A 13,884-nucleotide genomic window follows, 5' to 3' on the forward strand; every position below is an offset into this window, starting at 1 on the left:
CTTAGCATTTAAAGAGTCGTTATATCACTGACCTCGGTGACGGCATCCAGCCATCCGTTCATGATGAGGGCCGGAGAATGAGTGGTCAGAATGATCTGTACATTGGGATTCAGGCATCGGATCAGGCTGATCAGCCGCTGTTGCCATTCCACGTGCAGGGAAATTTCCGGTTCATCCATAAAAAGAGTACAATGCTGGTTGTCCTGTACGAGCACGGTCAGCAGGATGACGAGCATTTGTTTCTCTCCGGATGAAAGTTGATAAGGAGTGAGGATATCTCCATCCTGCTCAAACTGAATTTCGTTGCTTTTTCGGATGATTTTCTTTCCGGTTTCCTGAAAGAGGTCGTCTATCAGATCCTGAAAGCGTGTCTTGGGGCGTGACACTTCGGTAGCTTTCAACTGGTCTTCCGGTACGCCGCTCGTCAGCAGTTCAATAATTCGGTTGCCGATATTGACCTGGTAGTCCAGATAGCGTCGCTGAAGCTGATAAAGCTGCCAGTCCAGTTCCGTTTTGACATTCTGATTGCCTATTTTTTCCAGCAGTCCTGAATTGATAAGCGGTCGGTCGAAACTGCGGATGACGTCAAAGTGAATGAAAGTGGCATCTTCGGGAGAGAAGATGAAAGACACTCCAGGCTGTGCTCCATTGGTTAATGCACCTCCTTCAAGGGCGTTCAGGCTTCTTACAGAATTGTTCAGGATGGTACTTTTCCCGATTCCGTTGATTCCGCTCAGGATATTTACATCGGGACGCAAGTCCCATGAAATATTTTTCCGTCCCCAAAGTCTTTTGATCTCAATGCGTTTGATATAGTCAGCTTGCTTTTTCATGATAGCCTCCATCTGTCTGGTTATTGTTCTCGTTGCAAACAAAATTAAGAAGAATCCGGGAATTAATCAATTCTTTTTTCAAATAACTTGTACCTTTGCAGGAGAAAAGGAACATAAAAAACGCATTGATGACAGATTCGCCGATACTTTCCTTGCAACGTCAGTATGAGTTGTTGCAGATGGAATATGAATATGAAAAGGAACAGTTTCGTCAGCAGACCGAACTGATGGGAATAGGCCGGAAGGTCAAACGGGGCATGTGCTGGTATCCGCTTCATCTGGGACGGAGTTATTATAATGCCTTGAATCAGCTGGTTGTAGAAGTTGAGCGCACTGAAGACCGGGAGATTGAACATTTGTTTGAATATGGGCGTCCTGTTTGTTTCTTTACGCAAGATACTTTTGGCAAGTTACACTATCTTTCCTTTACAGCTACGGTCAGTTATGTGGAAGAAGACCGGATGGTGGTAGTCCTTCCCAATGCAGATGCTCTGTTGGCTTTACAGGCTCAGGAGGTGTTGGGAGTACAGCTGTATTTTGATGAAACCAGTTATCGGCTGATGTTTGAAGCACTGAAGGGAGTGATCAGTGCGCGTAATAATCGCCTTGCAGAGTTACGTGATATCTTTCATGGCCGGCAGCCTGTGTCGTCCTTTTCATTTCAGCCTGTCCGTTTTCCCTGGCTGAACCGGACACAGGAAGAAGCGGTCAACAAAGTGCTTCATGCCAAGGATGTAGCGATTGTACATGGTCCTCCGGGTACAGGTAAGACAACTACACTGGTGGAAGCAGTGTACGAAACACTTCATCGGGAGAATCAGGTGCTGGTGTGCGCACAAAGCAACATGGCTGTTGACTGGATCAGCGAGAAGCTGGTAGACCGGGGAGTCAGTGTGTTGCGTATCGGAAATCCGAGTCGGGTAAACGATAAAATGCTTTCATTTACATACGAACGTCGTTTTGAGTCTCATCCGGACTATCCGCAATTGTGGAGCATCCGCAAGGCTGTTCGTGAACTTTATGCCCGGATGCGGAAAGCTTCGGACCGGGAAAGTATCCGGCAGAAGATCAATTCACTGAAAGACCGGGCTACGGAACTTGAAATACGTATCAATGCTTCTTTGTTTGCTGAAGCGAGGGTGATTGCCTGTACGCTGGTAAGCAGTGCCAACCGGTTGCTGGAAGGGCAGAAGTTCGGGACTTTGTTCATCGATGAGGCGGCGCAGGCATTGGAAGCAGCCTGCTGGATTCCGATCCGTAAAGTGGATCGGGTGATTCTGGCTGGTGATCATTGTCAGCTTCCTCCGACAGTCAAATGTCCGCAGGCATTACGGGCAGGACTGGGTGAAACTCTGATGCAGACAATTGTGAAGAACAAGCCGGAAACCGTAGCTTTGCTGAAGTTGCAATATCGCATGAATGAAGAGATCATGCGCTTTTCTTCTGACTGGTTTTATGGAGGAATGGTGCAGTCGGCTCCCGAAGTGAAATACCGCAGTATTCTTGATTTTGATACACCGATAGAGTGGATTGATACGGAAGATATGGACTGTAACGAGGAGTTTGTGGGAGAGAATTACGGACGTATCAATAAGGCAGAAGCTGAACTTTCCGTAAGTCAGCTGAAAACATATATTACCAAGATCGGAAGAGAACGTTTTCTGGAAGAACGCATTGATGTGGGATTGATATCTCCTTACAAAGCACAGGTGCAGTATCTGCGACAGTTGCTTAAACGGGATCCTTTTTTCAAGCCTTACCGTTCCTTGATTACAGTCAATACGGTTGATGGTTTTCAGGGTCAGGAAAGGGATGTAATCCTGATCAGTCTGGTGCGTGCCAACGAAGACGGGCAGATTGGCTTTCTCAGTGACTTACGTCGTATGAATGTTGCCATAACCCGTGCCCGCATGAAACTGATCATCTTGGGAGATGTGTCAACGCTGACCCGTCATGCCTTTTACAGAAAACTGTATGAATATATTCAGTCGGTATCACATTAGTATCGGGGCAGGAAGGCAGGTCTTTGCAGATTAAAGAAATTTTTCTATCTTTGACCGCAAAACCTGTAACCCGTTATACTTATGTTTATTGACTTATTACAGTCACCTTATTTTTCTGTATTTTTGATTGTGGCCTTAGGCTTTATGCTGGGGCGTGTGAAAGTGATGGGCTTGTCGTTAGACGTGTCCGCAGTGATCTTTATCGCCTTGGCTTTTGGCCATTGGGGCGTTTCTATTCCTAAAGCGCTGGGAAACTTCGGACTGGTGCTTTTTATTTTTACCATAGGCATCCAGGCGGGGCCGGGGTTCTTTGATTCTTTCCGAAGTAAAGGAAAAACATTGATCCTGATAACTATTCTGATTGTTGCATCAGCCTGTCTTACCGGTCTGGGACTGAAGTATGCCTTTGGCATTGATACGCCTAGTCTGGTCGGACTTATCGCAGGTGCTTTGACCAGTACACCGGGATTGGCTGTAGCCATCGACAGCACTCAGTCACCATTGGCATCCATTGCTTATGGTATTGCTTATCCTTTTGGAGTTATTGGGGTTATTCTGTTTGTGAAGCTTCTCCCTAAATTGTTGCGGGTCGATCTGGAACAAGAGGCTCACCGGCTGGAGAAAGAACGGCGTGGGCAGTTCCCGGAATTAAAGACATGTCTGTTTCGGGTAACTAACGAAACGGTGATCGGAAAGACGCTGGCTCAGTTGAATATACGGGCTATGACGGGAGCGGTTATTTCCCGTTTGAAACGTGGAGAGGATATCGTGATCCCGAAGGCTCATACAGAATTGAAGCAAGGAGACTGCATTCAGGCTGTAGGCAGTGAGGATGCGTTGGCAAGTCTGGCTTTGATGCTGGGAGAACGTGAAGAGGGAGAATTGCCACTTGAAAATACACAGGCAATCGAATCATTGTTATTGACAAAGAAAGATATGATCAACAAGCAGCTGGGAGACCTGAACTTTCAGCGAAACTTCGGTTGTACGGTAACCCGGATTCGCCGAAGCGGTATTGATCTGTCTCCGTCTCCGGATCTGGCTCTCAAGTTTGGTGACAAGCTGATGGTTGTTGGAGAGAAAGAAGGAATTCAGGCTGTTGCCCGTTTGCTGGGGAATGATGCCAAACAATTATCTGATACGGATTTCTTCCCGATAGCTATGGGTATCGTTCTGGGTGTGTTGTTTGGCAAGTTAAATCTCTCCTTTGGCTCCGGTTTCTCTTTTTCTCCAGGACTGACCGGGGGAGTGTTGATGATGGCATTGTTCTTGAGTGCTATCGGTAAGACGGGACCAATCTTGTGGTCTATGTCGGGGCCTGCCAATCAGTTGCTTCGTCAGTTGGGACTCTTGCTTTTCCTGGCAGAAGTAGGAACTTCGGCCGGTGCTAATCTGGTTTCGACTTTCCGTGAAAGCGGGTTCCTGCTGTTTGGGGTTGGAGCTTTGATTACTTTAGTGCCGATGCTCATAGCAGCGCTGGTCGGACGGTATGTCTTTAAGATCAGTCTGCTGGATATGCTCGGAACCATTACTGGCGGTATGACCAGTACACCGGGACTTGCAGCCGTGGATTCCATGACTGACAGCAATATTCCCGGAGTGGCTTATGCGACCGTTTATCCGATCGCTATGGTATTTTTGATTTTGTTCATTCAGTTTATCGCTGCAATGGTGGTATAACTGAATCATTAATATCTTTACCTGCTGGCCGTTGGAAAGCTCTTAATCCGAATTGAGGAAGGACTGCCAGCAGGTGATTGAATATTCCGTTCTGGATATTCTCATATTCCATCCATACTGTCGTATCCGTAAAGCAATAGATTTCTAGAGGAAGACCTTCGGAAGTCGGCTGTAGCTGCCGGACCATGATCATCAGCTCTTTGTGGGTGTGAGGATGATGAACAAGGTATTCCTGAAGATAACTGGTGAAAGCACTGAGGTTTGTCAGCTCTTCTGTTTCTGTATTATCTTTGATCCATCCTTTTTCCACGAGTCGTTTCTTTTCTTCTTCAGTACAGAAACGAATGGTATTCAGGTCAATATTGATGGAACGTTTGATACGTCTTCCGCCAGTATCCCGCATTCCTCGCCAGTTCTGAAAGGAGTCACTGACCAGTACATAGGGTGGAATGGTAGTAATTGTCTTGTCAAAGTTACGCACCTTGACCGTTGTAAGTGAAACTTCGATAACATCTCCGTCTGCTCCGTATTTGGGCATGGTAATCCAGTCGCCGGGACGTAGCATATCGTTTGCTGATAATTGTACTCCTGCAACCAGTCCCAGTAAACTGTCTTTGAAGATCAACATTAAAACAGCCGCTGAAGCTCCTAATCCGGCAAGGATACTTGTTGCATTGCTGTCGGTGATGATACTGATAATTACAATAAATCCAATGCCGAATGCAATTAATTTAATCATCTGGTAGATCCCTTTCAACGGACGGTTGCGAAGGGTCTCGTGCTCATTGGAGATCTCATAAAGGGAGTTAAGAAAGGCGCTGACCAGCAGTAGCATGCAGACAACCAGATAGATTTCGCATGCTTTTTGCAGGAATTCCAGCAGAAGGGGCAACTTGCTGAATACAAGAGGAAGCAGTATATACCAAACCAAAGGAGGAATCAGGCGGCAGAAGCTGATCATCATCTTCTCGTTGAACAGGTAATCGTCCCACCTGGCTTTGGTCCGGGAGGTGATTTTTTGTACAGCAGGGATGATGATGTACCGGAATAACTTGGTTGTAATGTAAGACAGCAGGGCTATACATATAATAAGGAGTATCTGCAGGCTCCAGTTAATATTTTCTTTGTCTATACCGATGTGAAGTAAAAACTGAGCGATACTTTGATTGATTTGTTCCATAAATATTACTTGTTTGGGCAAAGTTAATAAAATTTTGTATCTTTGGATATTCGATTTTTAGTTGTTAACCGATTATGCGAAAATGTTTTTTATATTTGGTTTCTGTCTTGTTGCTGGTGAGTGCCTGTATTTCCGAACGTGCGAAAGAAGATGAAAAGGCTGGTAAGAAAGAAGTGAACGAATCTGTGGCAGAATCTGTCCCTAAAGCTACAATGATTTTGTGGATTGATTATGATCGTCGTGGAACTTCTGCTCAAGGCAAGAGTTTACTGAATGTGAAAGCGAAGGTGAATATTCAGCCGGATGGCTCCGTGCAGGTGTTGGAATATGTAGATGAACCTTCAGTCGTGGTGGAATCATATATTCGGAAAACATTACGCAGGTATCGGGTAAAGCAGAAGTTTCTGGAGGAAGAATCTGTTCGGCCAGGAGTACAATATGTATATTTGCGCATTCTTAAAGAATTGATATAATGAGGTTGCTTGTAACAGTAGTACTAGTATTTCTGATAGGTTGTGTTTCCTGTATACGGGAAGAAGTAGGTGAGCATATTCAGTATATACAGCCGGGAGATGCTTTACCGGAATTTATGGTAGAGATGAATGACGGAACAATACTTGACCGGGATTCTTTGAGGGGAAAGGTTTCGGTACTGGTGTTTTTCCATACTTCCTGTTCGGATTGTCAGCGTGAACTTCCGGTTGTTCAGCAATTGTATGAGGTTTATGCTGGAAATCCTCGTGTCCGAATTGCCTGTATCAGTCGGGAAGAACCAGAAAAAGAAATACTGGCATATTGGAAAAGTAATGCTCTGACTCTGCCTTATTCTGCACAATCAGACCGAAAAGTATATTCTTTGTTTTCGGAAGAAGGAGTTCCTTTGGTTTATGTTTCCGATACAGCCTGTAATGTCCGTTACCTTTTTACGGACAATCCGATAGCTTCTTTTGAGGATTTGTATCAGGCTGTTTCTTCTTTGTCAGGGGATTGACGGGACCTTCCTTTCTTAAACTTTTTTTTATTATATCGTTTTGCAGAACAAATGGTTTCATTAAATTTGCCGACAATAAATTACTAATACCAAAAAGATAATCTAATGAGTTTGAAAATTGTAGTATTGGCTAAACAAGTTCCCGATACACGTTGTGTGGGAAAAGATGCCATGAATGCTGACGGTACAATTAACCGTGCGGCACTTCCGGCGATTTTTAATCCGGAAGACTTGAATGCCCTCGAACAGGCACTCAGACTGAAAGACACACATCCCGGTTCTACCGTTACGATTCTGACCATGGGTCCGGGCCGTGCCGCTGAAATTATTCGTGAAGGATTATACAGAGGAGCTGATAATGGTTATTTGCTTACTGACCGTGCTTTTGCCGGTGCAGATACGCTGGCTACTTCATACGCACTGGCTACGGCTATCCGTAAGATCGGTGAATATGATATTATTGTAGGCGGCCGTCAGGCAATTGACGGTGATACAGCGCAGGTTGGTCCTCAGGTTGCAGAAAAACTGGGATTGCCTCAGGTTACTTATGTTGAAGAAATCCAGGAGGTAAAAGACGGACGTATCCGTGTGAAACGTCATATTGACGGTGGTGTGGAAACCGTAGAAGGTCCGCTGCCGATCGTCTTGACTGTAAACGGAAGCGCTGCTCCCTGTCGTCCGCGCAATGCCAAACTGGTACAGAAATACAAACGTGCATTGGGAGCTCAGGAAAAAGCTGCGATCACAAAAGATGGCGGCGTTCTGCCTTATGCGTCTTTATATGAAAGTCGTCCTTATCTGAATATTACGGAATGGAGTGTAGCTGATGTCAATGGTGACACCAAGCAATGTGGTCTGTCCGGTTCACCGACAAAGGTGAAGAAGATTGAAAACATCATCTTCCAGGCAAAAGAAAGTAAAACGATTACCGGCAGCGATGCAGATGTAGAGAACTTGATTGTTGAATTGTTGGCTAACCATACTATCGGATAAGACTATGAATAATGTATTTGTATATTGTGAGATGGAAGGCAAACATGTTGCCGATGTCAGTCTCGAACTTTTAACTAAAGGTCGTAAGTTAGCCACTCAGCTGGGATGTCAGCTGGAAACCATTTGTGCCGGCAGCGATCTTGCAGATGTAGAAAAACAAGTTTTGCCATACGGAGTTGACCGTGTTCATGTGTTTGATGCTCCGGGCTTGTTCCCTTATACTTCACTTCCTCATACTTCCATTCTTGTTAATTTGTTCAAGGAAGAAAAACCGCAGATCTGTCTGATGGGAGCTACCGTTATCGGTCGCGACCTAGGACCGCGTGTCTCTTCTGCTTTGACCAGTGGTTTGACCGCTGACTGTACGCAGTTGGAAATCGGTAACCACGAAGACAAAAAGAATGGCGTTACATACGAAAACCTGTTGTATCAGATTCGTCCGGCTTTCGGAGGTAATATTGTGGCAACCATTATCAATCCGGAACACCGTCCGCAGATGGCTACTGTCCGCGAAGGTGTGATGAAAAAAGAAATTGTGGACGCCAATTATCAGGGCGAGGTGATCCGTCACGATGTTGCGAAGTATGTTCCGGAAACGGATTATGTAGTGAAGGTGATCGACCGTCACGTAGAAAAAGCCAAACATAATCTGAAAGGAGCTCCGATTGTGATTGCCGGAGGTTATGGTATGGGAAGCAAGGAAGGCTTTGATATGCTGTTCGAACTGGCTAAGGAACTTCATGCAGAAGTTGGTGCCAGCCGTGCAGCTGTTGATGCCGGTTTCTGTGAACACGACCGTCAGATCGGACAGACCGGTGTAACCGTTCATCCGAAGTTGTATATTGCCTGCGGTATCTCTGGACAGATTCAGCATATCGCCGGTATGCAGGATGCAGGAATTATCATTTCTGTCAACAATGATCCGAACGCTCCGATCAATACCATCGCTGATTATGTGATCAACGGAACGGTGGAAGAGGTTATTCCGAAAATGATTAAGTACTACAAAAAGAACAGTAAGTAATGGCAAACTTTTATACAGAACATCCGGAACTGCGTTTCCATCTGAATAACCCGTTGATGGAACGTATCTGCGAATTGAAAGAACGCAGCTATAAAGATAAAGACGAGTATGACTATGCTCCGCAGGATTTTGCGGATGCCATCGACTCATATGACAAAGTATTGGAAATTACAGGTGAAATTACCGGAGAAGTAATTGCAGCCAATGCTGAAGGAGTAGACGAAGAAGGTCCGCACTGTGCAAACGGTCGTGTAGAATATGCATCAGGAACAAAGGCTAACCTGGATGCAATGGTGAAGGCAGGTCTGAACGGTATGACGATGCCTCGTCGTTACGGCGGTCTGAATTTCCCGATCACTCCGTATACCATGTGTGCTGAAATCGTGGCTCAGGCTGATGCCGGTTTCGGTAATATCTGGTCTTTGCAGGATTGTATCGAAACTCTTTATGAATTCGGTAATGAAGATCAGCACAGCCGTTTCATTCCGCGTATTTGCGCCGGTGAAACCATGTCAATGGACTTGACTGAACCGGATGCGGGTTCTGACCTTCAGAGTGTGATGTTGAAGGCTACTTACGATGAAGCAAACAATTGCTGGCGCCTGAATGGTGTGAAACGTTTCATTACAAACGGTGACGCAAACCTTCATTTGGTTCTGGCACGTTCTGAAGAAGGTACACACGACGGTCGCGGCTTGTCAATGTTCATTTATGACAAGAACGACGGTGGTGTAGACGTTCGTCGTATTGAGAACAAACTGGGTATCCACGGTTCTCCGACTTGTGAACTGGTTTACAAGAATGCAAAAGCTGAACTTTGCGGTGAACGCAAGCTCGGTCTGATTAAATATGTCATGGCCTTGATGAATGGTGCGCGTCTGGGTATCGCCGCACAGTCTGTCGGACTGAGTCAGGCTGCATACGATGAGGCTTTGGCATACGCTAAAGACCGTAAACAATTCGGTAAAGCCATTATTGAGTTCCCGGCAGTTTACGATATGCTGGCTACCATCAAGGCGAAGCTGGATGCCGGCCGTGCGCTGTTGTATCAGACTTCCCGTTATGTTGATATTTATAAAGCATTGGATGATATCGCCCGCGAACGCAAGCTGACTCCGGAAGAACGTCAGGAACAGAAACGTTATGCAAAACTTGCTGACAGCTTTACTCCGCTGGCAAAAGGTATGAACTCTGAGTATGCTAACCAGAATGCGTACGACTGTATTCAGGTACACGGAGGTTCCGGTTTCATGATGGAATATGCTTGTCAGCGTATTTATCGTGATGCACGTATCACCAGTATCTATGAAGGAACTACTCAGTTGCAGACGGTTGCTGCCATCCGTTATGTAACGAACGGTTCGTATGCAGCTACTTTGCATGAATATGAACTGATTCCTTGTGCACCGGAATTTGAAGGATATATGAACCGTATCAAGGAGATGACCCGTAAGCTGGAAGCCTGCACCAATGCCGTGAAGGAAGCTCAGAACCAGGAACTGCTTGATCTGGTATCACGCCGCTTGTATGAAATGGCTGCTGTCTGCGTGATGAGCCATCTGCTTCTGCAGGATGCAACGAAGGCTCCTGAAATGTTCGGCAAGTCCTTGAACGTATATGTTAATTATGCGGAATCTGAAGTGGAAAAACATTTCAACTTTATCCGTAAGTTCCAGGCTGAAGAACTGGCTTCTTACCGTCAGGCTTGATGATGGATGGTTTTCCTTCCGGTAGCGGAGGGAGAGCTGCACGATAATACCCGGATTATCCGAAAGGGAAAATGGCTTCCCGGACGGATGATCCGGGTACTTTTTTTGTCGGGAGGAGTTTCACAGAAACGTAACTATCGGGTTGCAGGATTGTAACAAGTTCCGGTTAACTTCGCAGTGTCTTAAAAAAATAAAGGAGGACTCATTATGAATGAAGCGAATTATGTAGTGGAATGTACACCGGACGGAGAATTTTACGCTTATCTGTTGGATTATCACCAGTGTTGCGCTTATGGCGAAACTGAAGAAGAGGCTGTGGAAAACCTGTCGGAAGTAGCCGATGAATTTTTCAATGAGGTCAGCCTGATGTACAGGATAGACGAAATGGCTTAACTTATTCTTACGAGCATATACTGTTTTTCCAGTAATAAAAACTCTCTTTCTTTCCGAGAGTCATGTCTGTGTGACGCAGGCATGGCTCTGTTATTTTTCAGACAGGACGCTTTTCGGAACGCTACTTTTCTTTCTCCATGAATTTGCGGTATCTTAGGGTGTTCAGCCGGTAGTTGAGGACTGCCAGCAACATGAATACCGTCAGGAGAACCGGGAATGTCTGAAGCAAGGAACTGTCTTCCGGTATATTTTTCAATGTTTCTTCTATTCCGGAAAGATTTTTCATGTAAGTGAGGACAAGATAGGCCAGTGCACTTCCTCCCATCAGAATCAGAGTAGCGGCCCACAGGATGAAAATTCTTTTTTCGTTTCGCTTTTTGCGCAGAAAGGCTTCCTGCTCCACTTGCTGCATCATGCGATAGGTGAAGTTGCTGGGCAATCTGAATTCCGGCTGCCGGCCGATTGCTTTTCTGAGTGCTTTGCTGTCTTCTTTTTTCATCTTGTTTCTTCCTCCTGTTTAATCAGTATATATAGTTTTTTGCGTATCCGGTACAGTTTGACCTTGATATTGCCTTCGGTCTGGTTCAGTATGTGACAGATTTCGGCAATAGGTCTGTCTTCTTCATAAAATAAGGTCACTAATGCCCGCTCATCGGGTGTCAGTTTCTCGAGTGCCCGCTGAAGTTGTTCGATCCGTTCCTCGTCTTCTTCATCCAGAGCACGGTCAATTTCGTTTTCTGTCAGGTTGTTCCATAACCGGTCGTCAACGGACAAGACTTCGTTCGGCTGTTTCCGTAATGAAGACAGGGCTGTGTTGTAGGCAATCCGGTAGAGCCAGGTAGAAAACGAACTTTTGCCGTTGAAGTCCGACAGGTGGCGGAATGCCTTCATGAAAGTGTCCTGCGTCAGTTCTTCAGCGTCTTCCGGCGATCCCACCATCCGGACAATCAGCGTAAAGATCTGCTGTCCGTAGGTGTCGAGGAAATACGAAAAGCGTTCTGTATTTCCGGCCAGAATGGATGTAATAATATGTAGTTCGTCGTTTTTCATTATGCCCTTTAGACGCAAAGGTTAAATAAAGGTTACAGGTTTCGTACGAAAAAAATTCTTCGTAGTCTTTCCTTAATATAGGAGAATGCGAGAAAATTTCCGGAATCCAGTGAAAAAGCAGAAATGCCTGTAACCTTTCTCTGGTCCCTGCGTCTAAAGGGACAAAGAAACAAAATTATTCACATTAAATAGAAGGAATTATGGAAGAATTAATGGTTGTTGCCAATGTGGCAATTGTTTTTGGAGTGATTTATAAATTGTTTGAACTGTATGTACGCCGTCAGGAACGTATCATGCTGATCGAGAAACTGAGTTCCGGGTGGCGCCCCGAAGAGTTCAAGGGAAATCTGCTGCCTCAGTTCTCCTCTTCCGGTAACTGGGCTTTGCGTGGAGGATGCCTGATGTTGGGACTTGGACTGGGACTGCTGGTCGGATTCATTCTTACCCTGATGTTTTTTCAATCGTACATTGTTTCTGATGAATGGTCAGGCAAGATTCAGAATTCAATCAGTGTGATCTATGGTTCCTGCCTGCTGCTGGGTGGCGGACTAGGCCTGATTGTTGCTTATTTGGTTGAGATGAACCGTCTTCGCAAGGAGAAAGGCCACGAATGATTCAGCAAAAAGTGTGTCTGAAATAAAAGCAGGCAGACAAAAGCACCCTTCCGGTGATCTTTCGTCTGCCTGTTATTTTTATGCCGTTTCTGAACGGAAATTACCGTTCTTATTTGGTGCGGATCTTATAACCTGCCATACCGTAGTACAGGATGAAGAGGAAGCAGGGAAGACACAGCCAGTAAGCCTGCTGCGGACCGGTGATATCTTTCAGCCAGCCGTAGAGGGTCGGGATCACTGCTCCACCGAACATAGCCATGATCAGCAGTGAAGAACCGGCTTTCGTGAATTTACCCAAATCAGCCATAGCCAGCGGCCACAAAGCAGGCCACATCAGAGAGCATCCCAGTGCCATGAATGAAATGAAGTAGATCGAGATGTCAGAAGGAGTAAGTACTACCAGCAGTGAACCGATGATAGCCAGCCATGAGCAAACCTTCAAGGCTGTTGCCTGACTGATGTATTTCGGGATGAAGATGATACCGCAGATATAACCGATTACAATACCGATCGGAGCGATCCATGCATAGTTGGCTGCACCTTCCAGACCCAGTGAGTTGGCATAGTCAACCAGGGTTCCCAGTGAAACTGTTTCAACACCTACATAAAGGAACAAAGCCAGACAACCCAGCAGCAGGTGGGGGAACTGGAAGACTGAAGTCTTTCCGGCAGCATAAGGACAAGCATCTGCAGAATCTTCGCTTTCGTCTTCACCGGCAGCTTTCACTTCAGGCAGGGGAGCGAAGAAAGCCATGATACCCAGAACGATGAAGGCTGCAATGATGATAAGGAACGGTTTTTCCAGGTCGTCGATGCTGATCAGGTTTACATCCTTGCCCAGCAGCCATACGATGAAGATAGAAGGGATAGGCCATGCCATCTTGTTGCAGATACCCATGATACTGATACGTTTTGCTGCACTTTCCAGGGGACCGAGGATGGTGATGTACGGATTAACGGAAGCCTGCAGATAAGCGTTGGCAGCACCGCTCACGAAAGAAGCCAGCAGGAAGAGAGAGAAACTCTTTTCGTTGGCAGAAAGGATAAACAGGTAGAAGGCAGCGGCGAAGATGAAGAATGACAGTGACATTGTCTTCTTGTAACCGATTGCCTTGATGGTCAGTCCGGCCGGATAACCGAATACCAGGAACGGAATGAAGGTAGCTGCAATGATCAGGTAAGAAGCGGCGTTAGAAATACCCAGTGATCCTTGCAATACGGGAACCAGCAAGGAGTTGATGCCCAATGCGAATCCAATCGCAAAGAACATGATTCCGATGAATGACAAAGGAATCATGAAGTTCGTTTTTTCTTGACTCATGTTGTTTTTTGTTTTTTCAATGGTAATAGCATGCCCATTGAGTGAATAATAATAAGGTTAGTTATACATTTTGTTTTGAGCTTCAAAATTACG

Annotated in this window: 14 protein-coding genes; 9 read left to right on the forward strand and 5 right to left on the reverse strand. The window is 45.7% G+C overall.

Annotated features, from left to right (window positions below):
* Positions 1–8: 8 nt before the first annotated feature.
* Positions 9–833, reverse strand: coding sequence for an AAA family ATPase (locus tag BACCOPRO_RS15380; protein ID WP_008145064.1), 825 nt, complete (start codon positions 831–833; stop codon positions 9–11).
* A gap of 128 nt (positions 834–961) precedes the next feature.
* Here BACCOPRO_RS15380 and BACCOPRO_RS15385 point away from each other — a divergent pair, with 128 nt between their 5' ends.
* Both BACCOPRO_RS15385 and BACCOPRO_RS15390 read left to right on the forward strand, forming a co-directional pair.
* Positions 962–2,836, forward strand: coding sequence for an AAA domain-containing protein (locus BACCOPRO_RS15385; RefSeq protein ID WP_040311585.1), 1,875 nt, complete (start codon positions 962–964; stop codon positions 2,834–2,836).
* An 81-nt stretch (positions 2,837–2,917) separates the two neighbouring features.
* Positions 2,918–4,516: an aspartate:alanine exchanger family transporter gene (locus tag BACCOPRO_RS15390; RefSeq protein WP_008145070.1), complete on the forward strand. Its 1,599-nt coding sequence runs from the start codon at positions 2,918–2,920 to the stop codon at positions 4,514–4,516.
* Here the strand turns inward: BACCOPRO_RS15390 and BACCOPRO_RS15395 are convergent.
* Positions 4,494–5,696 (reverse strand): mechanosensitive ion channel family protein, encoded by a 1,203-nt coding sequence (locus BACCOPRO_RS15395; protein WP_008145071.1) that lies wholly within the window; start codon positions 5,694–5,696, stop codon positions 4,494–4,496. The genes BACCOPRO_RS15390 and BACCOPRO_RS15395 overlap by 23 nt on opposite strands.
* 74 nt (positions 5,697–5,770) lie before the next feature.
* On the opposite strand from BACCOPRO_RS15395, the gene BACCOPRO_RS15400 reads away from it, so the two are divergent.
* The 6 genes from BACCOPRO_RS15400 (at position 5,771) to BACCOPRO_RS15425 (ending at position 10,806) form a co-directional block, all read left to right on the forward strand.
* A complete protein-coding gene (locus BACCOPRO_RS15400; RefSeq protein ID WP_008145072.1) occupies positions 5,771–6,169 on the forward strand; it encodes a DUF4891 domain-containing protein in 399 nt (132 codons plus the stop codon).
* Positions 6,169–6,687 (forward strand): TlpA family protein disulfide reductase, encoded by a 519-nt coding sequence (locus BACCOPRO_RS15405; protein ID WP_008145073.1) that lies wholly within the window; start codon positions 6,169–6,171, stop codon positions 6,685–6,687. Before BACCOPRO_RS15400 ends, BACCOPRO_RS15405 begins: the two co-directional genes overlap by 1 nt.
* Before the next feature lie 105 nt (positions 6,688–6,792).
* Positions 6,793–7,680 (forward strand): electron transfer flavoprotein subunit beta/FixA family protein, encoded by an 888-nt coding sequence (locus BACCOPRO_RS15410; protein ID WP_008145074.1) that lies wholly within the window; start codon positions 6,793–6,795, stop codon positions 7,678–7,680.
* A gap of 4 nt (positions 7,681–7,684) precedes the next feature.
* Positions 7,685–8,704 carry an electron transfer flavoprotein subunit alpha/FixB family protein gene (locus BACCOPRO_RS15415; RefSeq protein WP_008145075.1) on the forward strand — a complete coding sequence of 340 codons (1,020 nt, stop codon included), beginning with the start codon at positions 7,685–7,687 and terminating at the stop codon, positions 8,702–8,704.
* Entirely contained in the window at positions 8,704–10,413 is a 1,710-nt protein-coding gene (locus BACCOPRO_RS15420) for an acyl-CoA dehydrogenase family protein (protein ID WP_008145076.1), read from the forward strand. The genes BACCOPRO_RS15415 and BACCOPRO_RS15420 overlap by 1 nt, the downstream gene beginning before the upstream one ends.
* A gap of 207 nt (positions 10,414–10,620) precedes the next feature.
* Positions 10,621–10,806 (forward strand): type II toxin-antitoxin system HicB family antitoxin, encoded by a 186-nt coding sequence (locus tag BACCOPRO_RS15425; RefSeq protein ID WP_008145079.1) that lies wholly within the window; start codon positions 10,621–10,623, stop codon positions 10,804–10,806.
* A gap of 121 nt (positions 10,807–10,927) precedes the next feature.
* On the opposite strand, the gene BACCOPRO_RS17285 is transcribed toward BACCOPRO_RS15425, so the two are convergent.
* Together BACCOPRO_RS17285 and BACCOPRO_RS15435 are read right to left on the reverse strand one after the other, a co-directional pair.
* A complete protein-coding gene (locus BACCOPRO_RS17285) occupies positions 10,928–11,305 on the reverse strand; it encodes a hypothetical protein (protein WP_008145081.1) in 378 nt (125 codons plus the stop codon).
* Positions 11,302–11,856 (reverse strand): RNA polymerase sigma factor, encoded by a 555-nt coding sequence (locus tag BACCOPRO_RS15435; RefSeq protein ID WP_008145083.1) that lies wholly within the window; start codon positions 11,854–11,856, stop codon positions 11,302–11,304. The genes BACCOPRO_RS17285 and BACCOPRO_RS15435 overlap by 4 nt, the downstream gene beginning before the upstream one ends.
* Before the next feature lie 200 nt (positions 11,857–12,056).
* Between BACCOPRO_RS15435 and BACCOPRO_RS15440 the strand changes: the two genes are divergently transcribed.
* Positions 12,057–12,470 carry a DUF6249 domain-containing protein gene (locus BACCOPRO_RS15440; protein WP_008145087.1) on the forward strand — a complete coding sequence of 138 codons (414 nt, stop codon included), beginning with the start codon at positions 12,057–12,059 and terminating at the stop codon, positions 12,468–12,470.
* 109 nt (positions 12,471–12,579) lie between these two features.
* On the opposite strand, the gene gluP is transcribed toward BACCOPRO_RS15440, so the two are convergent.
* Positions 12,580–13,791 (reverse strand): glucose/galactose MFS transporter, encoded by a 1,212-nt coding sequence (gene gluP, locus BACCOPRO_RS15445; RefSeq protein ID WP_008145090.1) that lies wholly within the window; start codon positions 13,789–13,791, stop codon positions 12,580–12,582.
* Positions 13,792–13,884 lie beyond the last annotated feature (93 nt).

Source organism: Phocaeicola coprophilus DSM 18228 = JCM 13818 (assembly GCF_000157915.1).
Lineage (GTDB): Bacteria > Bacteroidota > Bacteroidia > Bacteroidales > Bacteroidaceae > Phocaeicola > Phocaeicola coprophilus.